This is a genomic window from Lacipirellula sp. (genome assembly GCF_965279485.1).
Taxonomy (GTDB): domain Bacteria; phylum Planctomycetota; class Planctomycetia; order Pirellulales; family Lacipirellulaceae; genus Lacipirellula.
Genome location: NZ_CBDIIC010000002.1, coordinates 4,062,145 through 4,088,891 on the forward strand (window position 1 = coordinate 4,062,145; position 26,747 = coordinate 4,088,891).

A 26,747-nucleotide genomic window follows, 5' to 3' on the forward strand; every position below is an offset into this window, starting at 1 on the left:
CCCGCGGGCGTTCGCCGGATCGAGACAATGGACGAACAACGCCTTTGGGCCCCCTGGCGAATGAACTACATCGCCGGTGCGAGGGGCGTCGAGCCGACCCCGCTGGAGCCGATCGCCTGGCTCCCCGGCGCCGAGCCGACCTGCTTCATTTGCAAGGCGGCCGCCGCTTACGCCGACGAACGGGCGGCCCGTCAGCAGAACCTCGTGCTTGAGGTGAGTAATCACACGATTACGCTGCTGAATCTCTACCCGTACAACAACGGCCATCTGCTCGTCTCGCCGCGGCGGCATGTGGGCGACTTTGGCGAGCTGACCGACGCCGAGCACCTCGAGGCGATCCAGTCGCTCGTTCGCTACACGCAGCGTTATCGCGAGCTGATCAATGCCGAGGGATTTAATATTGGGTTGAACCTCGGCCGGTCAGCGGGGGCGGGGGTGCCGGGGCACTTGCATTGGCATTTGGTGCCGCGGTGGAATGGCGATAACAACTTTATGCCGGTGACGGGCGACTCGCGGGTGATTTCGCAGTCGCTGCGGGAGTTGTGGGAAGCCCTCACCAAGTCGCATTGAGGATTTCCCCTCCCTGGCAGGGAGGGGCTAGGGGGGGGGATTTCCGACGTTTACCGTGCGTGGCGGCGTGGGGTTTGAGGCGGAGAGGTGGCAAGCCGTTTTATGGACCGCTCCGGCGGCTCGTTGAGCCGCGGCTACCTCCGTCGTGCTAGAATGGCTTGTTTATTGCTTACTGCTCCTTTCGATTCAGTGCCTCGTGGAAACCGCTTCCGCTTCTGACCCCGACGCTCGCCTCGCTTCTTATGCGATGCATGGCCGCCACACGGCTGGGCGCGTGCATGACGAACCGACGCACGCCTACCGCAGCCCGTACCAGCGCGACCGCGATCGCATCGTTCACTCGAGTGCGTTCCGCCGGCTCGCTCACAAGACGCAAGTCTTCACCGGCACGATGGGCGATTATCATCGCTCGCGGCTAACACACACGCTGGAGGTGGCGTCGATCGCTCGCACGGTTGGCCGGACGCTCGGGCTGAATGAAGACCTGATCGAAGCGCTCGCGCTGGCGCACGATATTGGCCATCCTCCGTTCGGCCACGCTGGCGAAGACGTGCTCAATGAGTGTCTGGCTGATCACGGCGGGTTCAATCACAACCGTCAGGCGCTGCGGATCTTCGAGGTGCTGGAGACGCGCTATCCCGACTTCCCGGGGCTGAACCTGTCGCGGGAGATTCTCGCTGGCCAGCAATCGCGCAGCGACAAGCTGCGGCCCGTCGACGCCGGCGGGCGGCTGCTTGAGGTGCAAGCCGTCGACTCGGCCGACAGCATTGCGTACAACGCGCACGACGCCGACGATGCCGTGGAACTCGGCATGATCGACGTCAACGAACTCGATGCTTCGTCGATTTGGCGTTTGGCCGCGGTGAACGCACGCCGTCGCTATGCGAACCTCGACGCTCACCAGTTCCGTCGCGCGGCGGTGCACGAACTGCTCGACCTGTTCATCGGCGATCTCATCAAAGCATCGCGGCAACGGCTTGCCGAAGTGAATCCCTCGAACGCGCTGCTCGCTGCATTTCAGCCGCACGCGCTCATTGCCTCGTCGCCGGAACTTGCTGAGCAGAAGATGGAGCTGCAGCGGCTGTTGTTTGATCGCGTGTATCGGCACCCAATCGTCCTCGACCAACGCGCTCGTGCGGGCGCAGCGCTGCGCGAGATGTTCGCTCAGTACGTCGCCGACCCCGCTCCCCTGCCCCGCCGGTTCCTCGCAATCGCCGAGTCCGAAGGGGTCCACCGAGCCGTCGGCGACTATCTCGCCTGCATGACCGACCATGCGGCGCTCGAGGAGCATTCCCGAGGAATCTGATCGATATCCCCCCCTGGTCGGCGTAATCCCACCCTTCGGCGGCCCGCCGAGGCGTCGGAAGTTAGGTTCTGCTAATTGGTTCCGCCATCTGCGGGTGGTAGAATCGAGTTTTTGGGGGATACATATTTTTCAGGCACGCGCCGCACTATCATCGCCTGTGCGACGGTCCCCTCGTGCGCCATCATCCCGCCTTCAGCCGAAATTTTTATGGCACTGGTCATCCTGCGCTGCGTCTTCATTCTGGTCGCCGCCGGCGTTGGCTTTCAGATCATTCAGGCCGATAAACTGCCGCAAGAGCCGTACGTTCCGTGGCTCGTCGTCGGCGGACTGATCATGCTCGCCGGATCGGTCATTGCGGTCGACGTCTTCTCCGGGCGCAAGCGTCTCGACACGATCACCGCCGTTTATTTCGGATTGATCATTGGACTCTTCCTTACTTATGTGATGATGATCGCGCTCAGCCCATGGCTGGAGCCCGACACCGCAAAGCAGATGAACTGGGCGCCGTGGGTGACGCTGATTTTAGGCATGATCCTCTGCTACACCTGCGTCAGCATTTTGATGCAAACAAAGGACGACTTTCGCTTCATCATTCCGTACGTTGAATTCGCGAAAGAGATCAAAGGGCTTAAACCGCTGGTGCTCGACACGAGCGTTGTCATCGACGGTCGCATCGCCGACGTCATTGAAACTCGCATCATCGACAATCAGTTGATCATGCCGCAGTTCGTCGTCGCCGAGTTGCAGGCGATCGCCGACTCGAGCGATAAGCTGAAGCGAGGCCGCGGTCGGCGGGGGCTCGACATCCTCAATCGCATTCGCAGTGATGCGAAGGTCGATCTGGTGATTTTCGACCGCGAGCTTCCGCAATTTGCTGGCCAGCCGGTCGACCAGAAACTGGTGCTGCTTGCCAAGCACCTCGAAGGCAAGGTCGTTACCAACGACTACAACCTCAACAAGGTGGCGAAGCTGCACAACGTCGGCGTTATCAATCTCAACGAGTTGAGCAACGCCCTCAAGCCGATGTTTATGCCGGGCGAAACATTGCAGGTTCGCGTCATCAAACCAGGCGAAGAGTCGGGCCAAGGCGTCGGGTACCTCGAAGACGGCACGATGGTCGTTATTGAAGGGGGCCGCGAGCACGTGAGCGAAAACGTCGTGGCCTTAGTGACGAGCGTGCTGCAAACGAGCGCCGGCCGGATGGTGTTCGGGCGGTTTGAGCATCGCGTTCCCGCCGCGACGAAAGCCGACGCCTAGCGCGGAGGTCGTGCGTTGCGGCGTGGATGTGTGGACTGCAAAGACCGCGGGATTTATCCCCGCGGTCGTCTGTAACGCCTGTGACGAACGTGCGGCAGGCTTTCGCCTCGCACCGCTGTGGCTGGCCACAATCCACCGGCCGGCGCGACGTAGGTTTTAGGGTGATCACCCTTGCGCTCCTCTGCTCACGGCGGCGGGCGCCTTCGTCGCCCTGCCGAGATTCTGCCATGCCGTCCGCCGATTCGCTGCCGTTCGCCGGCGAACTCAATTCGCCCGCAGCGCCCTCAGGCTCATCGGCCGCCGCAGAGATCCGCCTCTCGGAAGTGATTGCCGCGATGTCGTACGCGCTCGACATCACCGAAGGCCAGCCGCAAGGCCACGCCGCGCGGACGTGCCTCATCGGCATGCGGATTGCGCGGGAGATTAAGCTGCCGGCTATCGATCAATCGGCGTTGTTCTACGGTCTGTTGTTGAAGGATCTGGGCTGCTCCAGCAACGCCGCGAAGATGTGCTACCTGTTCGGCGCCGACGACCGGCAGGTGAAACGCGACATCAAGACCATCGACTGGCCGAAGATGACGGCGAGCATTCAGTTCGTGCAGAACCAAGTCGCGCCCAATGGCACGCGTCTCGAGCGACTGCTGAAGATGGTCTCGATGGCGCTGCAAGGTCCATCGGGCCCGAAGCGACTCGTGCAGACGCGCTGCGAGCGCGGTTCAATGATCGCTCGGCAACTTGGCTTCCCCGAGGCGACCGCCACCGCCATCCATCAGCTCGACGAACATTGGAACGGCAAGGGCCACCCCCTGGGGTTAAAGGGCGAGCAGATCTCGCCGCTTGCCCGCATCATGGGGCTCGCGCAAACAGTGGAAGTCTTCTTCTCGCAGCAAGGCTTGCTGGCGGCGATCGATATCGCCGAGGATCGCCGCGGTCGGTGGTTTGATCCCGAACTCGTCGATGCGTTCCTCGCCACGCGCGACGATTTTGATTTTTGGCGGCGAGTGCATCATCCGAACCCGCACCAGCAGGTGGCGGCATTCGAGCCGCCCGATGCGGCGCTCATTGCCGACGAACCGCAACTCGATTTGATTGCTGCGGCGTTCGCGCAGGTGGTCGACGCGAAGAGCCCCTGGACTTTCAAGCACTCCGCAGGCGTCGCTGACATCGCCGTCGGCATTGGCGAAGTCCTTGGCTTCAATCCCAATGAGCTGCGCGGTATTCGCCGCGCGGGATTGTTGCATGACATCGGCAAGCTCGGCGTCTCGAACCTCATCCTCGATAAGCCGGGGAAGATGACCGACGACGAGTTCACGGAGTTGAAGAAGCATCCCGCGTTCACCGAGCAAATCGTCGGTCGCGTCGCTGGGCTTGGCGGATTGGCCGAGATCGCGGCGGCTCATCACGAAAAGCTCAATGGTCGCGGCTACCATCGCGGCATCATGGCGGCGGATCTGCCTCTCGAAGCACGTTTGTTGTCGGTCGCGGACATTTTCGAAGCCCTCTCCGCTGCCCGTCCCTATCGCGACGGCATGCCGATCGAAAAGATCTACGAAATCATGGATTGCGATGCCGGTTTCGCCATTTGCGAAGAGTCATATGCAGCGCTCAAGCACTGGGTCGACCGTCGCACGTTCACTTCTCGCGTTAACGACCAGCTCGACGCAGTCGAGAAGCTCGTCGATGAAATCTGATGTTGTTGGCGCCAATTCGGCGTGCTAGCAGATACGGGCGTCGCGCCGCGCGACAAATCTTTCCACGCTTCCTCAATGCGGCGCTTTGCGCTCATCGATCAAGCCTGCCCCCGCGCGACTCGATCTGTTGATGGAAACACCCTAGCGGTCTAAGTATTCCCGGCTGCTAGCATCTTGAGCAATCGCACATGCCGGGTTCGCACTTGCGAATCGAAGCATGTTCCAACGTCGATGGATCGACCCATGCCAAACGGCTTCGCCACGCTCCACCGCATCGCACGCCAACTCTCCGTACGCACGTTGAGCCGCGGCGCGATCTTGGCGGCTCTGCTCACGGCGAACTCGCCCGCCATTGCTGAAGACGATTTGATGAACGCGGCCTCGTCTCGCTATGACGAACCCGCGTCGCAGTCCTCGCCCCTCTTAGCTGACAGCGCCATCGTCGACGCTTACGCGGAACTTCCCATCGGCGAAGACGTCGACCTCGCGTCGCACGAGATCTACGCCCCCTACGCCTGGAACTGGCGCGACACGCTCAGTCTGTTCGTCGGCTACGAGGGTTCGAAGCAGCCGCAAGACTTTGGCGTGAATGCGCACTTCGGCGGGCGCTCGCACCTTAACTTCGGCATGCCGGTGCTTGAGGAAGCGGGCCTCGGCCTGCAGATGGGAACCGCGATCAACGCCACCGCCAATGCGGTGCAGGTGAATGACCGATTGATCGACAATTCATCGCGTACGCAAAGCTTCACGACCGTCGGCCTCTTTCAACGGACCGACGCGGGCCTCGTCTGGGGGCTGGGCTACGACTTTCTTTATCAGGAGTACTACGACAACTTTACGCTCGGCCAATACCGCGGCCGGCTTGGTTGGCAAGTTAGCCCGGCGAACGAGTTCGGCGTCCAAGCCGCGATTCGCGACAACAACGACGCTGGCCAGTACGGCGCCGTGACGGTACTGCTCCGCCCCATCACGCAAGGGAGCGTGTACGCCCGCCACACCTGGAAGAACCAAGCCGCCATCGGTTGCTGGGTCGGCGTCGCCGAGGGGCATAGCGAAGCGAATGTCCTGGGCGACTACCCGCCGCAAGACGAATGCCTCGTTTTCGGCTCCGACTTGTACGTGCCGCTCGGCGACTATGTGGCGTTGTTCGGCGAGTCGAACTTCATGACGCCCGTCGACACCGGCGCCGTCGACGCGTATCTCGGTGTTGAAATCCATCCGTGGGGCGGCGCCCGTCTTGCGCGGCACAATCCTTTTGCTCCGGTGCTGCCGGTCGCGAACAACACTTCGATGACCGTCGACCTGTTGCGCCGTTAATCGCCACCAAGCGAGCCGCGGGGGGTGTCCCCGCGGTCTTGCGGAATGAAATATTTGGCGCCGCGTTCAAAGAATCGCTACACTCATCTCACCGCTACGCTCATCATATTTCACTCCCGAACTCCTACCAGGGAGTCGAGATGCTCTATCGTCGCCTCGCGCCACTCGTATGGCTGCTGATCATGGCTCCGGGGTCGGTCGCCCAGGCCGGGATGCCTGCCCCGCTGCCGCTGGAAGTCCCCCGCGTCCTGCAGCTCAGCACGCCGGCGCTTGAGCGGTTTCAAGCGATCTCATTCTTCTTGTTTGTGTTCGCGGCGTGTGCGGCCGTAGTGATGTTGCTGTGGAACTATGTGCAGCGCGACTTCCCCCGCTTGCCGCGGCTGAGCTTTGGCCGAGCGGCGGCGGGCGTGTTCTTGTGGGGGCTGCTGTTCGTGATCGTGCTGACGATGATCTCCGGGGCGCGCGAACTGATGACGCCGCGCGCCTGGGAGCAACGCGGGTATACGTACCAGCTTGCTGAACCTCCTGCGACAAGCGGCGAGGCGCCCGCCAATGATCAGTCTCGCGTCGAAGCGCCCGATCTGACGGCGACGAGTAGCGAGGAAGGGGGCGACCGATGAAGTGGCTATTCGCCGCGATTGCGGTCGTCACGCTCATTGTCGTTGGCAACTACGCCACGCCGGAGGCTGCCGTGGCGCTTGTCTTCGGTTGGACGAGTTTTATGGCGCGAGTTCTCCCTCAGGTTCGCGTTTATTGGCCGACGATCATCATGGGCGTGACGGCGTTCGTGCTGTTCACCTTCGGGCTGCACTGGTTTCTCAAGCAATTTCGAGCATCTGCCACGTCAGCAGTCGAGGCCTCGCCGCAGCGTTGGAAGTTCCGCTGGACCGCCGCGATTGTAGCGATGGTGATCGTTGCCTTCGCCGCCGGCATCGCGATGGTTGGCATCGTGCATCAGGTTGGGTGGTTGGCCAACTCAAAGGCTTCGCTAACGGAAACGGCAATTGAGCCTTACTTCAGCGATCAAACGGAGAAGGCCATTCCATACGCCGCTCAGGGGCTTGAGCAGTATTTAAAAATCTACAGTCGCTTTCCAGATGCAGCGCATCTTCGCGACGGCCAAGCTAACGCCATTAGTTGGGAAACGATGATTCTTCCCTTCGCGGCCTACGTTCCAATCTCTCGCGAAGGAATTGACATGCAGCAACCGTGGAACGCTCCAAGCAATCAAAAATACTTCAAATGCATCATCCCTGACTTCATCAATCCGGAATTAAGCCCGCCGGCACTTTTCGACGACGAGGGTTACGGGCTCAATAACTATTCTGCAAATAGTCGCTTAGTCGATGCGAGCAAACTGATTCGCACTCAGCCTGAAGACGGCTCCTCCAGCACCATTCTCCTCGGCGAAGTGAATGCCGACTTCAGCCCCTGGGGCCGGCCGAACAATGTTCGCGACCCTGCGGCGGGAATCAATCGCGGACCCGGCACATTTGGCGGGCCGCCGAATCGGGGCGGGGCTTATTTTTCGATGGCGGATGGTTCCGTGCGACTCATTGCGGAGGATGTTGATCCGGCGGTGCTAAAAGCATTGAGCACTCCTGTCGATGGCGATGAGCCGTCGAGCAAGGTCGACTGAGCAATGCTCGCCTTGTTTTGAAGGTGTTGGATTTTCTCGGGCCATGTTTCAGCGGATGAAGCGATATGGTATCAATCTGCTAGCCAACGAGCAGGTTGAACTCCTCCTGCTCTACCCTGGGCCCGGGCGAGTCATTGGCGCGTTTGCACCTGCCACGTGAAGGATCACCGCCGTGTCGAATGAACAACCACTCCGCTCCAACGGCGGTTACCCGACGACTTACGATCTGCTGCCGATCATTCAGACGTCGCTGCGATTACTTGGCGTTTATATCTTCATCGGCGGCATGACCGGGGTCATTTCTGATCTTGCGCAAGTGGTTGCCACATGGCAGTTAGCGGCGTCGGAGTATGACTCACGAATGTTGTTCGATGTTCCCTTTCCGACCACCTTCTACGGCGATCTGTTCTACGCGCTCGCCGGTTTGTATTTGATGATCGGCGGCCGGTGGCTAATCGAGAACGTCTTTCTCCCTTCGAAGCGGTTGGACGACGATGGGGTGCTGGAGTTGACGGAGGCTGAGGAGATTCCTCGCAGCTGAGATCGCGGCGTTCGCATCCGAAGCGTCGGAAGCACAAGCGGCGGATAAAAATTCGCCGTCACGAGCAAATTTGCTGGCTGTTCGCCGCGACGGCAGAAACTCTAGCTTGCTGCTGCTTGTGCCGAGCTTGCGGTTGAGGCATCTTGGGCTGTAGCGGCCCTCCCGATGCCGCACTTCCCCACCGTAGGCGGCCCACCGATGAAGCGACTCGCACTTCTGTCCACTCTCGCGATCTTGGCTTTCGCTTCAAGCGTCGTCGCCGTGCGCGCCGCCGACGCCCCGAAGCGTCCCAACGTCGTCGTCATCCTCGTCGACGACATGGGCTTCTCCGACATCGGTTGCTATGGCAGCGAGATCCCTACGCCGAACATCGATGCCCTCGCGCAGCATGGCGTGCGCTTCACGCAGTTCTACAACACGGCCCGTTGCAGTCCGACGCGGGCGTCGTTGCTCACTGGCCTGTATCCGCATCAAGCGGGGCTGGGGCATTTGGAAAACATCGTGCACGAGGGTTCGAAGGGAACCACCGGCCGACTCCGCGACGATTGCGTCACGATGGGCGAGGTACTGCACGACGCCGGTTACTTCACCTGCATGACGGGTAAGTGGCATCTGGGCCAATCGCACGGCGTGCCGCCATGGGAACGCGGGTTCGATCGCGTGCTCAACTCACCCGCCGGCGGTATCTACTTCCGGAAGCAGCCGTACCGGCCGGAGATCTTTCTCAATGGCGAGAAGAAGCAGAAGGACGACCCCATCTTCGGCGAGAAGTGGTATAGCAGCGACCTGTGGACCGATTGGGGGATGAAGTTCATCGACGAAGCGCGAGAAGAGAAGAAACCCTTCTTCCTGTATCTTGCGTACTGCGCCCCGCACTTCCCGTTGATGGCGCCGGCGGAGGAGATCGCCAAGTACCGCGGCAAGTACAAGCAGAATTGGGAAAAGCTGCGCGAGGCGCGGCACAAGCGGCAGATCGAACTTGGGATCGTCGACGAGGCGTGGCCGCTCAGCGAGATTCCGGAGCAAGTACCGAATTGGGAAGAACTGAGCGATGAAGAAAAGGATCGCTTCGATCACATCATGGCGATCTACGCGGCGATGCTCGATCGCGTTGATCAGAACGTCGGCAAGCTGGTCGCGGGACTGAAGGAACGGGGCGAACTCGACAACACGATTATCTTTTTCATGTCCGATAACGGCGGTAATGCCGAGTCGGGCCCGCGCGGCATTTACGAAGGCGAGAACCCCGGCGGGCCGAACTCGCGGGTGTTCCTCGGCCAGAGTTGGGCGACGCTCAACAACACGCCGTTCCGCCGCTACAAGCATTTCACGCATGAGGGGGGCATCTCGACGCCGTTGATCGTCAGCTGGCCCGATGGCATCCCGACCGCTCGCGACGGCAAGCTCGTGAAGGAGCCGGGGCATCTTGTTGACGTGATGGCGACCGTCGTCGGCGTCACCGGCGCCAAGTACCCGACCGACTATGAAGGCCACAAGATTCAACCGATGGAAGGGGTGAATCTGATGCCCGCGATAGACGGCGAGAAGCTGGAGCGGAAGAATCCGATCTACTTCGAGCATGAAGGGAATCGGGCCGTTCGTCGCGGCAAGTGGAAGCTGGTGATGAAACACAAGGGGCCATGGGAACTCTACGACATCGACGCCGATCGCACCGAGCAGCACGACGTCATCGCCGAGCAGCCGGAACTGGCGAAGGAACTGATCGCTGATTGGGAAGCGTGGGCCAAGCGGGCCGATGTGGGGCCGTGGCCGGGGAAGGCTCGGCAAGAGTGGGGCGATGAGAAAGCCCCTGGGAAGAAGGCCAAGCAGAAGGCGAAGCAACGAGCGAAGCAGCAGAAAGCCGCGTCGTAGGGTGGGTGCTCGCACCCACCTTGTACGTATGAAGCCAATCGCCCGCGAGCAATTTCACGAGCGGATCGATGCAGCGTCCTGAGCGCACGATGCCGCCCTGAGTTCGGAGCGGTAAAGGTGGGTGCGAGCACCCACCCTACATCCGCTCCACGACTTCGATGCCTAGCAGATCGAGGCCACGCGCAAGCGTTCGCGCGGTGAGGTCGCACAATAGCAAGCGGCTCGTCCGCAGGTCGTCGTTCTCTGCCTTCAGCACCGGGCAGTTCTCAAAGAACGACGAATACTTCCCCGCCAGCTCGTAGAGATAGTCGGTGAGGTAGTTGGGCCGATAGTCGCCGACGACGCGATCGAGTGCTTCGCTGAACTGCAGAATCGCCACGCCGAGAGCCCGTTCGGCGGGATGATCGATCGTGATCCGCGCGCTGCTGGCCCGCAGCTGGTTAGGGTCAACGCCCCCTTTGCCAAAAATGCTGCTGACGCGGGCGTAGCTGTATTGCATGTACGCCGCGGTGTTGCCGGTCATCGCCAGCATCTTGTCGTAGCTAAACTTGTAATCGCTCGTGCGATTGTGCGCGAGGTCGGCGTATTTGATCGCCCCAATGCCGACCCGCTCGGCGACGATTTGCCGTTCGTCGGTCGAGAGCATTGGTTCAGGCCGCGCGTCGTCGTTCGCGCTGACGATCGCCAACGCCCGTTCGACCGCTTCATCGAGCAGCCCGCTGAGGCCGACCGATGAGCCCGAACGCGTTTTGAACGGCTTGCCGTCGTCGCCGAGCACCGTGCCGAAGCTGATGTGCTGGAATTCGACGTTCTCGATGCCCCATAGCCGCGCGGTGGCGAACAGCGAATCGAAGTGGAACGACTGCCGATGGTCGACGACGTAGAGCATCGCGTCGGGCTTCCACTCCCGCATGCGGTAGGCGATCGTCGCGAGGTCGGTCGTCGCGTAGAGAAACGCCCCGTCCTTCTTCTGCACGAGGAACGGAGCCTCTTGCCCCGGCAGGAAGACGCACATGGCGCCGTCGCTCGGCTTGGCGAGGCCCTTTTTCTTGAGATCCTCGACGACGCCGGCGAGATCGTCTTCGTAAAAGCTTTCGCCGAGGGCGTAATCAAACGTCACACCGAGTCGCTTGTAGGTCTCTTCGATTTCTGCGAGGCACGGCGGCAGGAATCGTTCCCACAGGCCGCGGTTCGTCGCGTCGCTCGCGTGGAGCGCGGCTGTTTCGGCGAGTACGGCTTGGCCGATTGTTGGATGCGCGTCGGCGAGCGCCTTTTGTTTGGTGTCGGCTTCGAACTCGGTGATCTTCGCTTCGAGTTCTTTGTACTCGCGACGCAGGTCGGCGAGTTGGCCCTGCGCCTGGCTGATGCGCTTGGCGTGCTTCTTTTGCTCGGCCGGGTCGGCGGGCGTTGGCGCGAGTTCCAGCTGCGAGACGCGGCTCTCCTGCTCGCCCACCTTCGTCGCCGCGGCCGGTAGCGCTTCGTCGCGCACGGCGTGGTACTCGACCAGCGAATTCACCAGCCGGTAGAGCCGCGTCAGTTCCGGTACCGGCGTCTTCTTGAACGCCGCTTCATCGCCAAAATGCTTCCAGCCATAGATAATCATCCCGAACTGGGTGCCCCAGTCGCCGATGTGGTTGTCGCTGATCGTCCGATGGCCGACGAACTTCAGCACACTGCAGAGGGCGTCGCCGATCACCGTCGAGCGGATGTGCCCGACGTGCATCGGCTTGGCGACGTTGGGGGACGAATAGTCGACCACATACGTCCGCGGCGCCGCGACGGGGGCGATGCCGATGCGATCGACGTCGGGGAGCGCCGCCTGCAGCTTCGCCGTGACGAACGCATCTTTCAGGCGCAGGTTGATGAATCCCGGGCCGGCGATTTCGGGCGTCTCGCAGAGGTCGGCGACGTTGAGCTTCTCGACGAGCGCCGCCGCGACCTCGCGCGGCGGCTTGCCGAGCTTTTTGCCGAGCGGCATCGCGCAGTTCGCTTGGTATTCGCCAAACTTCGCATCCTGGCTGGGGAGCACCATCGCCGCGAGCTCCGCGACCTCTTGCTCGGCGCCCGCCACTTCGACCAGCGCGGTTGCTATGCGTGCTCGCAGTTCAGCCAAAATGTTCATGCGACTCTAGCTCGATTGATGCTGGTCTCTCGCAGAGGCGCAGAGACGCAGAGGGAGAAAGGCTGGATCGACAACTTATCGCTGGCAACTAGAGGGACTCTAAGGGGTACCTCGGCGGTCGAATGCTGAGCCAAGCTCCCCAAGCATTCCTCTGCGCTTCCGCGTCTCTGCGAGAGACTTATCCTTTCGGCGCTTCAGCCGGCGCCGGTTCCTCAGGCTTCCAAGGCAGCGGGACGCGTTGGGCTTCGCTCCAGAAATCTTCGAGCGCGTAGAACTCGCGCGTTTCGGCATCGAACAGGTGAATCACCACGTTGCCGTAGTCGAGCAGGATCCAGCGGCTTTCCTGGTACCCTTCGATCCCCATCCGCTTATCCTTCAGTTCGTCCTCGAGCACGTGCTCGATTTCTTCGCTGATGGCGTGGAGTTGCCGGCGGCTGTTGCCGGTGCCGATGACGAAGTAATCGAACACCGGCGTGATCGTCCGCATGTCGAGGATGACGATGTTCTCGGCGCGGTTTTCTTCAGCCGTGCGGGCGGCGGCGATCGCCAGTTGGTAGCTGCGGTCGGCGGCGGACTTCAATGGATCGGATGACGTAGCGATAGCTCAACTCGTTGGCCGCGGAGCGGCGCGTAAACATGAAGCGGTGCGACGTGCGGCCCGGCTTTGTTAGCCGAGGGCCAGCGCGTTGCGCGAAAGCCTGAAATTGTAACCTATTTTCGTGTGCAAAGGGAGTGCCGAAGCGGGCGGGCAAATGCCTGCAAAACCCGGGGAACTAGCCGCCGAGCGGGGCGCCCGTCACGCCTGCTGTTTCCACGCCGCGAGCGATACAATGCGGCGACCACTCGAATTGCTCTCACGCACTCCAGGAACCCCCCCGATGTCCGACTGGATTGAACCCGGCCAAAAGGCGCCTGCTTTCACTCTGACAGCCGACGATGGCTCGAAGGTTCGCCTGGCCGATCTCGCCGGCAGCCCGGTCGTCCTCTACTTCTACCCCAAGGACGACACCCCCGGCTGCACCAAGGAGGCCTGCGCCTTCCGCGATCTGAAGAAGGACTTGCAAAAGCATGGGGCCAAGGTGTTTGGCGTCAGCGCCGACGACGTCGCCAGTCATGTGAAGTTCCGCGACAAGTTCAAGCTGAACTTCCCGCTGCTCGCCGACGTCGATCATGCCGTCGCCGAAAAGTACGGCGCGTGGCGCGAGAAGAACATGTACGGCAAGGTGTCGATGGGGATCCAGCGCAGCACTTACCTCATCGACGCGCAGGGGAAGGTCGCGAAGGTGTGGAAGCGGGTGCAGGTCGACGGGCACGATCATAAGGTCCTCGAGGCGCTGCAGGAGCTTGAGGCGTAGTCAAACGAGCGTTCTTTAATGCGGGGATTTTTACCACGAAACACACTAAGCACACCAAAGTAGCAATGCGATCGTTGGAACCGCAGATAGACGCCGATGAACGCAAATAAATGCAAAGGCATTTGTCAAATTCATCTGCGTTCATTCGCGGTTCCTGCCTTTCAATTTGTTATTTCGTCGTCTTCGTGTGCTTCGTGGTAAAAAATCCCCGCCCCCGCATTCCTCAAGCGACTTAGCCACGCACTCGCCGCATGCCGCTGCCTAACGCATTTCGTGCGCTCGCTCATCGCAACTACCGCCTGTTCCTTGTCGGACAGGGGGTGTCGATGATGGGCACGTGGATGCAAACGACCGGCTTGTCGTGGCTCGTTTACAAGCTGACTAACGATTCGTTTCTGCTGGGGCTCGTTTCTTTCTGCGGGCAGATCCCCGCGTTCTTTCTCTCGCCGATCGCCGGCGTCATGTCCGATCGGTTCGATCGTCGGCGGACGCTCTTCGTCACGCAAACGATTTCAATGATCCAGGCAGTGTCGCTCGTGGCCCTCACGTGGACCGGGCACATTGAGATCTGGCAGATCATCGCTCTGAGCGCCGTGCTCGGCATGGTGAACGCCTTCGATATGCCGACGCGGCAGGCGTTTTTGTCTGACATGGCGCCGACGCGGGTCGATTTGCCGAACGCAATCGCGCTCAACTCGTCGATGTTCAACCTGTCGCGGCTCATCGGTCCGGTAGTCGGCGGCGCCATCCTTGCCAGGTGGGGCGCCACCGCCTGCTTCTTGGCGAACGCCATCTCCTACACTGCGGTGATTGCCGCGCTGGCGGCGATGACCAATTTGCCCGTTCGCGTTGCTCCGCGTCTCGGTCGCGTTAGCAGCGGCTTGGCGGAAGGGTTTAAGTACGCGTTCGGCTTCGCTCCGATCCGTGCGCTGTTGATGATGATCGCCATGGTCAGCTTGCTCGGTATGCCGATTTCGACGCTGCTCCCCGTGTTCGCGAAAGACGTCCTGCACGGCGAAGCCCAGACGTTCGGCTACTTACTCGCGGCATCGGGAGCTGGCGCTCTCACTGGGGCGCTCTATCTCGCGAATCGCCGTAGCGTCGTTGGGCTCGGCAAACCGATCGGCGGCGCCGCGGTCACGTTCGGCGCCAGCATGATCGCTTTTTCCTTCTCGCAGAGCGTTTGGCTTTCTTGCGGCATCCTGCTCATCGCGGGGTTCTCGATGTTGTTGACGCTCGCCGGCTGCAACACGCTGCTGCAAACGATTGTCGACGACGACAAGCGCGGCCGCGTCATGAGTCTCTATGCAATGGCGTTCATGGGAACCGTGCCGGTCGGCAGCTTGCTCGCCGGCACGCTCGCCAATCAGTTCGGCGCCCCACTCGCCGCGCGGATCAACGGCGTCCTCTGCATCGTTGGCGCAGCGGCGTTCATCATGCGGCTGCCGTCGCTGCGGAAGCAGGTGTTGCCGATCTACCAACGCGTCGGCCTCGTGCCGCCGATCACCGCCGCGGTTGAAGCTGTCGCTGAACTCCAAGCGGCGCCCGAAGACGTGTAGCTTTGGCTTCTAGCCGACGGCAGCACGCGACGGTTTCAATCCTCTTCTCGATTGAGTGCATGCTTCGCGAATCTCGCGTTCGCGCGGCCATGCGAGCACCGGTACGCATGCCGTGCGAGCAGTTCTGTCAAGCTGAAAGCCCAGTCAGCGTCCGCTTTTTAGAGTGACACACTACTGTCACCCAACTCTCATCTGCCACATAGTTGACGCGTTTTGTCTGTCCGTAACAATCGACCTCGCTTGCTCAGTTTCACATCGCGTCGTTTTGTTGCAGGAGCTGAATGATGGGTCGATTAATCGGGAGAATGGGGCTCAACTTGTTGCTGGCGGGCTGCTGCCTCATCGCGAGCGTCGGTCGCGTTGCGGGGCAGACGCCGTCGCTCGAGGAGCCGAACGCTGCGATCTCCGGCCCGATTCTCGTGGGGCACGCGGCATCGTCGGAGATCCCGGCGCGAGTCGTTCCCGCGGCGCACGAGGAACCTCTCCCCTCCCCTGCGGCTCAATCGCTGCCCGTGGTTGCTGCGCCGCACTCGCATGCGCCTCCCGCCGCGTCGCCGCCGATCACCGACGTCGTCATGCTGATCGACGCGACGCAAACGATGGCCTGGCCCTCGGGCCGCGAACGCCGCATGGCGATCGCGCAATGGGCGGCGCTCGACATCGCCGACGGCGTCCCGGAAAACATTCCCGCGGCGTTCGTCGCGCTCCATGATGAGGCGACCGCCCTGCGGCAACTGCTACCGCTCACCACCGACGGCCGCGGCCACCTCCGCCGCACGGTGATGCGGCTCGTCCCTGCCGGCGAAGGGAAGCTCGACAAACTGCTGGTCGAAGCCCGCCGACTGCTCGCTTCGAAGCCAGACGCCGTGCCGCTCATCGTGCTGGCGACCGACGGCGTCGATTGCGATCCCTTCAGCCACGGGGCCCCGATCCGCGACTTGGCGCAAGCCTACGGCGACCGGCTTTACTTCCAAGTGATTGGCGTCGGCGACAACCACATTATTTCGGCAAAGCTGCGCGATCTGGCGAATCAAGGTGGCCGGCACGGCGAGTACAGTTCGGTGAAATCGCACGCCGAGCTGCCGACCGCCCTTAGTCGCTGCCGGCAACTGTTTGAGCAAATCACACTCGACCGCGCCGCTCGCGCGAAGCAGCAGGCGACGGCTCTCGACCACTGCCGCACGGATCGCGTTTCGCTTGAGAAGCAACTCGAAGAGCTCACCCTCGCCAACGGTAAGCTTAACGAGCAGCTGCGTACCGCTCTCGAGAGAAACACTGAGCTGTCGCAACAAGTGAAGGACCTTACCCGCGAACGGAACGCATTCTCCGATCAGGTCGTGGTCCTCAAAGGAGAAAAGGAAGCCCTGCAGCGCGAGAACGCGAATCTTGCGACCGACAACCAACGCCTCGCACTAGAGAACACGAAGCTTACCGATGAAAGCGCCGCTCGACTTGCCACGATCGAACGCCTGACAACCGAAAAGCACGACGTCGAACTCAGCCGCGACGGCTACCGCCGCGCTTATTGGACATGGCTAGTACTCGCGCTCACCTTCCTGGCGCTGCTGATTCTTGCCACGCTCCTCTGGTGGTTCCGCACGATTCGCTTGCTCGATCGGCTCGCCGGCGTCACGAAAGAACGCGACGATTGGAAGAACGATCATGCAGGCCATTCGGTGAAGATGGACGAGCAGGCCGAGGAGATTCGTCGCTTGGAGCACAAGCTGGCCGAGTGCCGCGACCGCGTCGGCGATCTGCAAGGCGAGCTTGACCGCTCGCGCGACGACAACGAACGGCTCACCGATCAGAAACGACATTTGAAATGTGAACTGGAAGAGTGCGAAACGCGTGGTCACGAGCTGACGCGCGAACTTGATCGCTACAAGGACGAATGCGGCGATCTCGGCCAAGATACGACGCAGCTCAAGGCTCAGATCGAGGAAATGTCCGACCGCTACAAGCGGCTCAAACGCAAGTATGAAGAGCTTGAGCACCGCGCCCACGCCTCGCACCACGACGCCGATCAAACGCGCAACGCCCTTCACGAGTGCCGCGCGCAAGCGGGGCGGTTGGAAGAACGGCTCGACCATTGCACGCAGACGAAGGGAGACAAGGACCGCCGCATTCACGAGCTCGAGCATCTTGTCGGCGCCTCGCGTGAAGAAGCGCAGCGGCTGAGCGACAAGCTCCGCCGTTGCCATGAACGAAGCGAGCAGCACTCGCAGGAATTGCTGCGCGCCAGCACCATAGGTGCGGCGGCGGAGAGTCGCGCTCAGCAACTTGAACGAGCCCTCCATGAATGTCAGCGCGGATCGCTCATCTCATCCGCCGCCGCCTCGCGTGCTGAGCAAGAAGCCGCCTTCGCCGCCACGCTCGGCGCCACGCGGGAAATGGCCGCCAACGGTAAACACCACGACTGCTGCCACAACCACGCCCCGGCTCAAGCCCCGGTGATCGTGGCTCACAACACGCCGTCGCACTCGGCGGCATCTCCGCTAAGCGGCGCATCGCCAGTCGGCGTCCCCGTGGGAGGAACGCCGGTAGGCGGGGGAGTGCCTGTCAGCGGAGGCGTTCCCGGCGCCACCGCGGCGGGCGGTCCGTCGGCGCCGGTTGCCGGCGCCGCCACCGGCACGGGCGGCGTTGCTGCGGGCGCGCCCTCAGCTCCGGCCACCACTGGATCGGCCGGCGGTGCGGCGGCTGGACCCGCGTCGGGGCCCGCTTCTGGCGGCGCTTCCGCACCTGCCGCGGGACCTGGTGGAGCCTCCGCGCCTGCAACTGCCAGCGGTCCAGCCTCCGCGACGGGGCCGGCGGCAGGCGGAGCCAGTGGTGCGGCGGCGGGAGGCGCTAGTTCAGCCGCGGGCGGCGGCGGGAGCGGCGGCGCTGCGGGAGGAGCCGCTGGTCCGAGCGGCACGTCTGTTGGCGGCGGCGAAGGCGCTCAGCGCGGAGGCGGCGGGGAATCGGACGACTCGATTATTCCGGGGCTGCCAGGCCTCCCCGAGCTTCCGGGAATCGCGGGCGGCCTGTTCAAAACTCTCGGAACCGCGGCCGGCGGAGCGATTGGCACGACGGTGGGCGGGCCCATTGGCGGACTCGTTGGCACGGCTGTCGGCGGCGCGGTGGGCGGCTTCTTCGATTGAGGCAATCGGTAAACCGCATCACTTGCTCTGACCAATCTCACGATCCGCAATCACTTACTTTTTTGAGGCTAACAACGATGACGCTTCCTTCCAACAATTTAGCCATCAACCCGGTGATCAAGGGAAACCTGCGGGGGCTCGCCGGGCTTGCCGTTGAAGTACAAGCCGAGCTCCTTCAACTCCCCGCACTCTACGGGCAGTTGGATCCTGGCAAACTGCAGAAGCAATTTGAATCGCGACTCACGCAAGCCGGCCTCAGCGTTAGTCGAGATGAGCCGGCGACTCTGGTTGTCTCCCTCGCCGCCGATGTTCGGCAAATCGCTTACCTGGGCGGCGTCGCTGCGCTCTACGCCGTCGATACCACGCTGAGGGAAGTTGTGCCGCTGCCCCGGGTGGGCAACGATCCGAACAATTCAAGCGGCGGCGCGATCGTGGATACTTGGCGCCAGAAGGAGTTGACGGGAATCCTACTGCCGAGAACTTCCTTGCAGCAAGCTTCGTCGCTCTTAATCGGCGAATGCCGTCGTTTGGTCGATGGATTCATCGGTGCGTGGCAGGCGGATCAGTCCGATGGGCCCCCGCAGAAACAGACTGAGGATCCGCCCATCAAGCGGCCCGACGATCCGACCGATCCGAAATTGCAGAAGATACGACAAGAGCTAGAACGTCTGTTGCAGCCTCTCGCTCAAGGGAATGAAGGGAGCGTATCGTTGGAGAAGTTCGACGTCGATGGAACCAAGGTTTCCTTCAAGGCTCGCATTCGTCACAAGCATGTCATCAAAGTGCTGACTCAAAAAGTCACTGCTTACGCGATGACCACGCATGCCAGCGGAGAGTTCGACGTCGCCGATCCTAAAAGTCTGAACGTTCAGGCATGCGTCGACAAGCCGGAAGTCTTGGGAGGCGGCAAGCTCTGCGTTTCGCTGGGCGATCTCGTGAAATTGATTTAACTGTTAGCGCGAGTCCTATCGGTAGTGCGAAGTCGGTCTGCGGGCTGCTAGTGATGCGCAAATCGTCGCGAGGCGACGTTGCGCGGCTTGCTTTGACTCGTGCCGTCGCCAATACTGCCTTTTCAGACGCTCTTTGCGGGGCGGCGATGCCGCTCAGCAGTATGCCAGCTCGGCATCCTCATCGACGTTGCTGTTGCGGATGCGCGCTGCGCTCTAGCGCCCCAATTGGCTAACGGAGAAAGCAATGCCGGCAGGTCAAGGTCCTGTTCAGTTCACCATACGCGGACTATTGCTTGCCACGACGACGGCTTGCGTGTTGTTGGCATTCATGCACTGGATGCTGCCGGCAGACGTACCCGCCTGGATGAGAGCCTGGTCGTCGATCGTACTTCTGGCGATGGTTGCCTACGCGTTTTGGGTTAGCAGCCGAAGTAGGAGCCGCCCGTGGGAAGAACCTATCAACTACGTCTCGGTGAAAGTCGATTCGAAGTGGCGGCGCCGCATCAAGTCGCCCTGGATCATGGGGCCCGTCGCCGCATTGACGGGCGTCTCCGTCTCTTTCGCGCCGTTCTATCTGTTTTGGATTGGGCCGCCCCAGGATTTGGGCGTGTGGGAGTGGCTTGGCGTTGCGGCATGCTTCTTGATGATCTACCTCGTGCCGGGGTTCTACATGCGGTTGGCGTTCGAAGTGATGGCGGAACTGATGCGCAGCGATGCGGCTGACACCAGCGAGCGAGTTCAGCAACCAGCGTCACCGCTCGCCGAACCTGCAGCGAGCGTGGCGGACTAGCTGCCGCTCGAATGGCCCGCCATTCAATTTTGATGAAGCTGGCCGGCGTCACTTGACGCAATATCTAGCAAACGAACTGGCGCCGTTTGCACTCGAAATCTGGCTGCTCGCGCTGAATAATGCGAGTCTTCAGCCCGCATATCCCCGCAGTAGCATTCGCCATGCATTCCGTTCCTGCCCGTCGCGTCGCGCTCACCCTGCTCGCCCATCCCGATGACGCGGAGATTCTTTGCGCCGGGACGCTGATTCGCCTCGCGGAGGCGGGGTGGGAGATTCATATCGCCACGGTCGCCAACGGCGATTGCGGGACGACGATGTACTCGCGGGAGGAAATCGCCCGCATTCGCAAGGCTGAGGGAATCGCCGGCGCCGCGTGCATTGGTGCGACCTATCACTGTCTCGAAGAGCCCGATTTGAACGTCGTCTACTCGAAGGAGACGATTCGCAAGACGCTCGACCTGTTCCGCAAGGTGGCGCCAACACTGCTCTTCACCCACCCGCGGCACGACTACATGATCGATCACGAGCAGACCCACCTGCTCGCTCGCGGCGCCGCGTTTGGGTACGGGGCGCCGAATTCGTCGACGTTGCCGCTGCTCGCGGGCTCGGCGATCCCGTGGCTTTACTACTGCGACCCGGTCGGCGCGACCGATCCCTACACCGGCGAGGTCGTCACGCCGTCGACCTACGTCGACGTGACCGCGCAGATGGAACGCAAGGCCGAGATGTTGGCTTGCCACGCCTCGCAGCGCGAGTGGTTGCGGGCTCATCACGGGATGGACGAATACATCGACGCGATGCGTCGCCACAACGCCGACCGCGGCAGCGAAGTCGGCGCCGAGTTTGTCGAGGCGTTCACGATGCACCGCGGCCATCCGTTTCCCGAGCATGATTTGCTCGCGGAATTGTTCGGCGGGCATTGGCAGACGGTGGCCCCGTAGGGGCGTCAGCGCAAGGGTTGCTTTAGCCCCGGGCTCCGCCCGGGGGTCGGTTTCCAATTCGCTACGCGTCGTAGCGCGTGACGCCACCCCCGGGCGAAGCCCGGGGCTAGGAATGCAGCAACTGACAACTGACCAATCGTCACATCGTCGCAATTTGCGCGTTGCTAATATTCCGCCCGTAATACTTCTTCCCGCGGACCTTCCGCACCAGATCCGCGATGACGATCTCCGCGAAGTCGACTCCCGTCGCTTGCTGAGCGCTCCCCAGTCCACCGGGCGTGAAGACGTTGATCTCCATCAGCTTGTCTTTGACGATGTCGAGTCCGACCAGAAACATCCCGTCGGCGATCAATTTGGGGCCGACCATTTCGACGAGTTGCAGCGCATCGTCGTCGATCTCCACCGCTTCGCTCTCGCCGCCGGTGTGCATATTGCTGCGCATGTCGCCGGTCTTGTTCACGCGGCGAAACGCGGCGTACTTGCCGTTGTGCTGCAGCGGCCGGCCGTTCATCACGAAGAGGCGAATGTCGCCCTCCTTTGCCGCGGGCAGGTATTCCTGCGCGATGCAGTAACCGTCTCGAATCACCGCTTCGATCATCTGGTTGAGATTCGGTGCGTCGGCCTTCCGCACGAGAAAGACGCTTGAACCGCCCGAGCCTTGCAGCGGTTTGATGACCCCCTTCCCGCCTTGCGCGGCGATGAACTCCTTGATCTCTTCCGGATCGCGACTGATGCAGGTCTTCGGCCGCACCTGTTCGGGAAAGTGCTGAAAGTAGGTTTTGTTGAGTGCGTTCGCCAAATTGCTCGGATCGTTAACGACGATCGTGCCGCGCTGGGCTGCCAATTGGCCGAACAATATGCCGGTCGTTTGGGCCCAAGATCGCTCAGCCGTGTCCTCCGACGGATCGTTCCGCAGCATCAGCACATCGACGTCGTCGAGCAAAATTTGTTCCTGCCGGGCGTCCTCGCCTTGAATCTCCGTCATGTACTTTTCAAGCGAGTCGTATTCCTTGCCGCTTGCGGCGCGGGCGTTCGCGTGGATCGAACCGTCGGGCTTGTAAACGAAGTCGCCCACTCCGAGCGTCCACGCTTCATGCCCGTGATTAGTCGCGCACATGCCGAGCCGCGTCGTGGTGTAGCTCGCCTGTTCAGTGGCGACGTCGTTGACGACAAAGCCGATTCTCATAGGAGTTGTTCCAAAAGTTCGACAAGCGATAAGCGGCGGCAGTTAGCGAGCCGGGCTCGATAGTTCGGCTCATCCCAAAACCGCGGCAATAGGGCCGGCGGCTGGATCACTCCCCGACGACGCAATTCTTGGACCAATCGGACCTCTTCGAGCGAAATCTTGCCGACATAGAGGGGTTCAAGCTCGTGCCCTTCCCGCAAGTACGTGAGCAAGTCGCGCAGGCCCCGCAAATAAATCGCGTCTTTGCTCAACCCGCCGCCGCGGTGGACCCGCAGCGCGGTCATGAAGGCCGATCGTGGCCCAAGGTGGTGTTCATCGTGGAGCAGTTCGAACGTCTCCATGAACGATCCGCCACGGAGCATTGATCGCACGGCGAGCACCCGCGCGGCTAGCGTGCGCGTCCGGCCGACCGACAGCCCGCCGACCAGGTACTCGGCGAGCACTGCCAGCCCTTCTTGGAGCGCTTCGTAACCGGGAAACCCTGCGTACAACTGTCTTAACGGTTGCTGCCGGCCGTTGAAGTAGGTGAGCAAATGCGTGCCGACTTCGTGATGCAGCAGCGGCTCCAATCGTTGTGGGCGGATGCTCGATCGCTCGGAGATGAACAGCCGATCCTGCGCCACCATCAACGCCGACGCGATCGTGTCGCAAACCTGCACGCTCGCCTGAAAGTCGGGCAAACGTTGGTGGTAGTAGTCGATATGCTCTCGGGCCGCGGCGGCAACCTTCTCTGCGGGAACACAGTTCTCGTGAATGTCGTCCGCCGCCGCGCGGGTGTGATCGAGAATCGAATCCGCCAGCCGCACCAGATCTTCGTCGGGCGAGCCGTACAAATGGAGGCTGTCGTAGTAAAACGCTCGCGTCCCCAAATGCTTCAGCGCATCGAGTTGCTTGTCGAGCTCGTCCTGCTTCTGCTCGAACAGCTGCATCAGGCTCGCGTCTTCGACATGCTCGATCGGAATCGAATAGAGCTGCCGCTTCAGCAAACTCGGATGGTACGGCAACGGCCGATAGTGGAGCGTTGGAGCCTTGGCGTAGTTGCTCGCTTCGAAATCTTCCCACGCCTTCTCAGCGTTCACGGGCGTCACTTGGAGCAGGAAGTCGAACGACTGCGAGATCTCGCACAGCTGCTGGTCGACCACCCGCGCCGCTTTGGCGATCGTCGACGGCCCAAGCGCTTCGTAGTGGGCGAGCGATTGGGTTTTCTCACGACCAGTGAACGCGAAGACCCCCTTACGAATGGCCATGGCCAGTTGCCGCCGCAGTGATTGCAGCACGAGCGGATACACTTCGCCGGTCGCCGCATCGCGATAGACCGGCCGCACGCCGAGGCCGATCGTCAGGCAGCGTTCGGCGCCGCACGCCCGCGTCAGACTGGCAAGCCCCGGCGCTCCCGGCTGGTCGTCTTCGACAATATCAACGTCGGCCCGCAGGCCATGAAGCTTGATCGCCCGCAATCCTTCCGCGAGCGCCTCGATCGTCCCGACAAGCGATTCATGTGCGGGCGCGGCGATGCGAAAGCTCGGCCGTAGCGCGGTGCGCGACGTCGCATCAGCGGCGCTGTCGTCGATCGACCAGATCTCCAGTACGAGCAGCGCCCCGAGGTGGTCGCGGAGCACGTCGCTGATTGCCGCACAGAGTTGGCTGAGGCCTTCGGCGTGTTGCGGATCGCCGCTCGCGAAGAGGTAGGCGCCTTCCGTGGTGACGAGTTCTTGAGCGCTGCGATCGCGCCGTAGCGTCTTGTTCGCTTCTCCCTCGTCGGGGACTTCGTCGCGCGGCGGCGTCCGATAGACGCACAAAAACGGCAGCTGCCGATCGAGCCGCAATCGGCCGCCGCCGGGTAGATTGCGGCGAATGCGGATGTTCCGGCTCAGCCGATCGCGCACGACGGCGATGAGGGCGTCAAAGTCGGCGTCGGCGGAATGGGCAGGCATCGGCAGGCTGTTTAGTCGAGAAGAAATAATTGGGGTGTTCAGCGAGTGCCAATGGCATCTTGCCAGTGTGGTGTGGGTACTCGTTCAGCACTTCTGCACTGGCAAGATGCCAGTGGCACCCCTCGGGTCGTAGTTGAAATTCACACCGCTAACTGAAAAAGTAGTTCAACGCATCGCCGCCAGCCGTTCCTCCAAATGCGGCACGCAGCCGCGGAGTGCATCACGCAGCTTGATGAGGTGCGGATGATCGACATCCCCAGTCCACTCATCCATGAACGTTTTCTTGAATTCAATCGCCGGCGCGCAGACCGTCCGCGGAAACTCGCGATGAATCCAACGCGAGAAGTAGCCTCCTTGGAACTTCACGTTCTCCCGCACGTCGAGCGGCCGGCCGTTGATTTCGCAACTGCGCATACAGGCGATGATCGGGTCGACGATCGGCGCCCAATACGCGCGGTCCATCGAGCCGGTACCGATGTTCACTTCGGGGTTGCCAGCCTCGTCGGCAGCTGGTTCGTCACGGCCGTCGCGGCGATGGTTGTATGAGTGGATGTCGAGTACGATCGCATGGCCGTAGCTGGCGACCATCTGCTGCAGCAATCCACGAATCGAGCCGAAGAACAAATCGTGCAACTGCTGCGAGCGTTCGATCTGCTCGGCCGGCAGCGACTCGCGCCACACCTTCAGGCCCCACGCCTGCTCCGGCGTCGTGTAGACCGACTCGTCGCGTGGGCGGTTGAGGTCAATCTCGAACCGCGAGCGCTCGCCGACGATGCGCGTCGGCGCGATATCGGCCAGCACGTCCGTGAACGGATCTTCTTCGCGGAGTCGCTCGGCGTCGGTGAGCGCCACGTAATCCGTCACCTCCGGTCGGAAGGCGTGCCCATTGTGAATCGCGGCCGACGCCAGCGGACCTTCGCCGACAGTCAGGTGAAATAGTTCCATTGGTAGGCCTCAAAGTGTTGACGGGCCAAATCCATCCATGGCGGTTCGATCTGCCTCTATTCGATTCCTCAGCGGTGCAACTCGATGAATCTATTCAGCATGCTTACTCGGCGGTAGCCGTTTCCTTTAGCAGGTTGCTGCCAGGTTCCAGTTCTCTCGATTGCTTCACTTGCTCGCGAATCACTTCGCGTTCGTTGCGCAGGCCCCCTTCCGATCGCGTGACGATCGGCGGCGCCGGGTCATGGGCCTCCTCCTCTTCCCGCTCAATTCGCTGGGCCTCGGCCTTCTCGGGTTCGATCAGCGGCACGCCGAGCGGGAAGATCACCTCGCGGGCGTCGGGCATCGTGATGCCTGCCTCGGCGAGCGCCGCCACGATTTGCCGCAGCGTTGCCGAGCGAACCCGAGATCCACTGAAGTCGCGACCGTTGATCCAAAAATACGCGTGAATGTTGATGCCGCTCGCCGTTAGCTCCTCCACCAGAATGAGCGGCTCGGGCTCGGCGAGCACCGCGGGATGTTCGCGCAGCACCTTGAGCACGATTTCTTGCGTCCGCTCCATCGAGTCGTCGTACCCGATGCGAATGATGTAATCGAGCCGCCCGTTGGGGTTAGCCGAGTGATTGCGAATGACGCTCTTGTAGATCGTCGCGTTGGGAATCTGCACATGATTGCCGTCGAGCGTCACGATGATCGTGCCGCGGGTCGTCACTTTTTGCACGAAGCCATGGTGCTCGGTAATTGTCACCAGATCTCCGGCTTGGAACGGCCGCTGCATGCTGATGAGGATGCTGGCGAGAAAGTTCTCGGCAATGTCGCGAAATGCGATGCCGATGATGATGCCGATGAGCCCCGTGCCGCCGAGCACAGTCGCCGCGATTTGCGTCAACCCCGACACGCGCATCGCGAGGTAGAGGCCGATGATGATCACCGGAATCGCCGCCGCGCGGGCCGCGACTTCACTGAGGAGCGCGTTGCGGAATTTCTTCGTTCCGAACCGGCGCGCCATCCGCGTGGCGAGGATCGTGGCAAAGAAGGTCAGAACCAGCACGAAGATTGAAATGATCGCCGCCGGCAACGATTGCACGGCCGTACGGCCCATGACGCGGAGCTGTTCCCAAGCGGGCGAAAAATCCCACGCCGAACGCTCGACGACGGTCATACGATTCACCACTGCGACGACGTCTTGCGTGCTGCCAGCGAGCTTGGTCGCCCACTCTTTACTCGATTCGCGGTTGGCCTGGCCGTCCAGAAACACGACGCCTTCTTGGACATCGACTTTCGGGTCGACGAACCACTTCGTCGCGATCATGATCCGCTCAAGCCGTGACGCGATGTCGACGTCGTCAGCGAGCGGCTGGACGTCGACCTTCGGCGGCACTTGCGCGGCGGCTTCGACTTCGGTTGCCGGCACGATCGGCTTGGTCGCTTCGGCCGACGCCGGACCTTGCGCGCGAGCGACGGGGGCAGCGGTGGCGAATCCAATCGCGATAAACGTTAGAATCGCCGCGGCCGTTTGGCCGGCGGGCGAGGTTGGTCGATGAAGTGGTGGGCGTGTGGAATGCATGCGGCGTCCTCTGGCGGAGGCTGGCAGTTGCTCCTCCCAATGGGGGGAACGCATTTGCCGTGCCGGGGCTC

At 61.8% G+C, this 26,747-nt stretch carries 21 protein-coding genes; 15 read left to right on the forward strand and 6 right to left on the reverse strand.

Features of this window, described 5'->3' with window-relative positions; genetic code table 11:
- The first annotated feature begins 27 nt into the window (after positions 1-27).
- The 9 genes from ACQY7R_RS23860 to ACQY7R_RS23900 all read left to right on the forward strand — a co-directional run bounded on the left by ACQY7R_RS23860 (position 28) and on the right by ACQY7R_RS23900 (position 10,193).
- A complete protein-coding gene (locus ACQY7R_RS23860; protein ID WP_428308054.1) occupies positions 28-570 on the forward strand; it encodes an HIT family protein in 543 nt (180 codons plus the stop codon).
- Between the two features lie 196 nt (positions 571-766).
- On the forward strand, positions 767-1,876 hold the full coding sequence (dgt, locus tag ACQY7R_RS23865) for a dGTP triphosphohydrolase (protein WP_428308055.1): 1,110 nt from the start codon (positions 767-769) through the stop codon (positions 1,874-1,876).
- Positions 1,877-2,083: 207 nt separating this feature from the next.
- Complete coding sequence (locus ACQY7R_RS23870; protein WP_428308056.1) at positions 2,084-3,133, forward strand: PIN/TRAM domain-containing protein; 1,050 nt, start codon at positions 2,084-2,086, stop codon at positions 3,131-3,133.
- Positions 3,134-3,360: 227 nt separating this feature from the next.
- The gene (locus tag ACQY7R_RS23875; RefSeq protein WP_428308057.1) at positions 3,361-4,824 is read left to right on the forward strand and encodes an HD-GYP domain-containing protein; all 1,464 of its coding nucleotides are present in this window, start codon (positions 3,361-3,363) and stop codon (positions 4,822-4,824) included.
- A 243-nt stretch (positions 4,825-5,067) separates the two neighbouring features.
- Positions 5,068-6,141, forward strand: coding sequence for a DUF6666 family protein (locus tag ACQY7R_RS23880; protein WP_428308058.1), 1,074 nt, complete (start codon positions 5,068-5,070; stop codon positions 6,139-6,141).
- A 140-nt stretch (positions 6,142-6,281) separates the two neighbouring features.
- Positions 6,282-6,761: a hypothetical protein gene (locus ACQY7R_RS23885; RefSeq protein WP_428308059.1), complete on the forward strand. Its 480-nt coding sequence runs from the start codon at positions 6,282-6,284 to the stop codon at positions 6,759-6,761.
- Positions 6,758-7,780 carry a hypothetical protein gene (locus ACQY7R_RS23890; protein ID WP_428308060.1) on the forward strand — a complete coding sequence of 341 codons (1,023 nt, stop codon included), beginning with the start codon at positions 6,758-6,760 and terminating at the stop codon, positions 7,778-7,780. Before ACQY7R_RS23885 ends, ACQY7R_RS23890 begins: the two co-directional genes overlap by 4 nt.
- A gap of 172 nt (positions 7,781-7,952) precedes the next feature.
- On the forward strand, positions 7,953-8,321 hold the full coding sequence (locus tag ACQY7R_RS23895) for a hypothetical protein (RefSeq protein WP_428308061.1): 369 nt from the start codon (positions 7,953-7,955) through the stop codon (positions 8,319-8,321).
- Positions 8,322-8,519: 198 nt separating this feature from the next.
- Complete coding sequence (locus ACQY7R_RS23900) at positions 8,520-10,193, forward strand: arylsulfatase (protein ID WP_428308062.1); 1,674 nt, start codon at positions 8,520-8,522, stop codon at positions 10,191-10,193.
- 136 nt (positions 10,194-10,329) lie between these two features.
- Here the strand turns inward: ACQY7R_RS23900 and argS are convergent, their stop codons facing one another.
- Positions 10,330-12,315: an arginine--tRNA ligase gene (gene argS / locus ACQY7R_RS23905; RefSeq protein WP_428308063.1), complete on the reverse strand. Its 1,986-nt coding sequence runs from the start codon at positions 12,313-12,315 to the stop codon at positions 10,330-10,332.
- A 178-nt stretch (positions 12,316-12,493) separates the two neighbouring features.
- On the reverse strand, positions 12,494-12,895 hold the full coding sequence (gene rsfS / locus ACQY7R_RS23910; RefSeq protein WP_428308064.1) for a ribosome silencing factor: 402 nt from the start codon (positions 12,893-12,895) through the stop codon (positions 12,494-12,496).
- A gap of 298 nt (positions 12,896-13,193) precedes the next feature.
- Here rsfS and bcp point away from each other — a divergent pair, with 298 nt between their 5' ends.
- The 6 genes from bcp to ACQY7R_RS23940 all read left to right on the forward strand — a co-directional run bounded on the left by bcp (position 13,194) and on the right by ACQY7R_RS23940 (position 21,047).
- Positions 13,194-13,670 (forward strand): thioredoxin-dependent thiol peroxidase, encoded by a 477-nt coding sequence (gene bcp / locus ACQY7R_RS23915; RefSeq protein ID WP_428308065.1) that lies wholly within the window; start codon positions 13,194-13,196, stop codon positions 13,668-13,670.
- 251 nt (positions 13,671-13,921) lie between these two features.
- A complete protein-coding gene (locus tag ACQY7R_RS23920; RefSeq protein ID WP_428308066.1) occupies positions 13,922-15,229 on the forward strand; it encodes an MFS transporter in 1,308 nt (435 codons plus the stop codon).
- 284 nt (positions 15,230-15,513) lie between these two features.
- On the forward strand, positions 15,514-18,366 hold the full coding sequence (locus tag ACQY7R_RS23925; RefSeq protein ID WP_428308067.1) for a hypothetical protein: 2,853 nt from the start codon (positions 15,514-15,516) through the stop codon (positions 18,364-18,366).
- Between the two features lie 77 nt (positions 18,367-18,443).
- Positions 18,444-19,316 carry a hypothetical protein gene (locus tag ACQY7R_RS23930; RefSeq protein ID WP_428308068.1) on the forward strand — a complete coding sequence of 291 codons (873 nt, stop codon included), beginning with the start codon at positions 18,444-18,446 and terminating at the stop codon, positions 19,314-19,316.
- A 244-nt stretch (positions 19,317-19,560) separates the two neighbouring features.
- Positions 19,561-20,106, forward strand: coding sequence for a hypothetical protein (locus ACQY7R_RS23935; RefSeq protein WP_428308069.1), 546 nt, complete (start codon positions 19,561-19,563; stop codon positions 20,104-20,106).
- A gap of 161 nt (positions 20,107-20,267) precedes the next feature.
- Positions 20,268-21,047, forward strand: coding sequence for a PIG-L deacetylase family protein (locus ACQY7R_RS23940; RefSeq protein WP_428308070.1), 780 nt, complete (start codon positions 20,268-20,270; stop codon positions 21,045-21,047).
- A gap of 139 nt (positions 21,048-21,186) precedes the next feature.
- On the opposite strand, the gene ACQY7R_RS23945 is transcribed toward ACQY7R_RS23940, so the two are convergent.
- The 4 genes from ACQY7R_RS23945 to ACQY7R_RS23960 all read right to left on the reverse strand — a co-directional run bounded on the left by ACQY7R_RS23945 (position 21,187) and on the right by ACQY7R_RS23960 (position 26,676).
- Entirely contained in the window at positions 21,187-22,233 is a 1,047-nt protein-coding gene (locus tag ACQY7R_RS23945) for a glutathione synthetase (protein WP_428308071.1), read from the reverse strand.
- Positions 22,230-24,167 carry a flavohemoglobin expression-modulating QEGLA motif protein gene (locus tag ACQY7R_RS23950; RefSeq protein ID WP_428308072.1) on the reverse strand — a complete coding sequence of 646 codons (1,938 nt, stop codon included), beginning with the start codon at positions 24,165-24,167 and terminating at the stop codon, positions 22,230-22,232. Before ACQY7R_RS23950 ends, ACQY7R_RS23945 begins: the two co-directional genes overlap by 4 nt.
- A gap of 165 nt (positions 24,168-24,332) precedes the next feature.
- Positions 24,333-25,112, reverse strand: a complete 780-nt coding sequence (locus ACQY7R_RS23955; protein WP_428308073.1) for an N-formylglutamate amidohydrolase — start codon at positions 25,110-25,112, stop codon at positions 24,333-24,335.
- A gap of 103 nt (positions 25,113-25,215) precedes the next feature.
- On the reverse strand, positions 25,216-26,676 hold the full coding sequence (locus tag ACQY7R_RS23960; RefSeq protein ID WP_428308074.1) for a mechanosensitive ion channel domain-containing protein: 1,461 nt from the start codon (positions 26,674-26,676) through the stop codon (positions 25,216-25,218).
- Between the last annotated feature and the right edge of the window lie 71 nt (positions 26,677-26,747).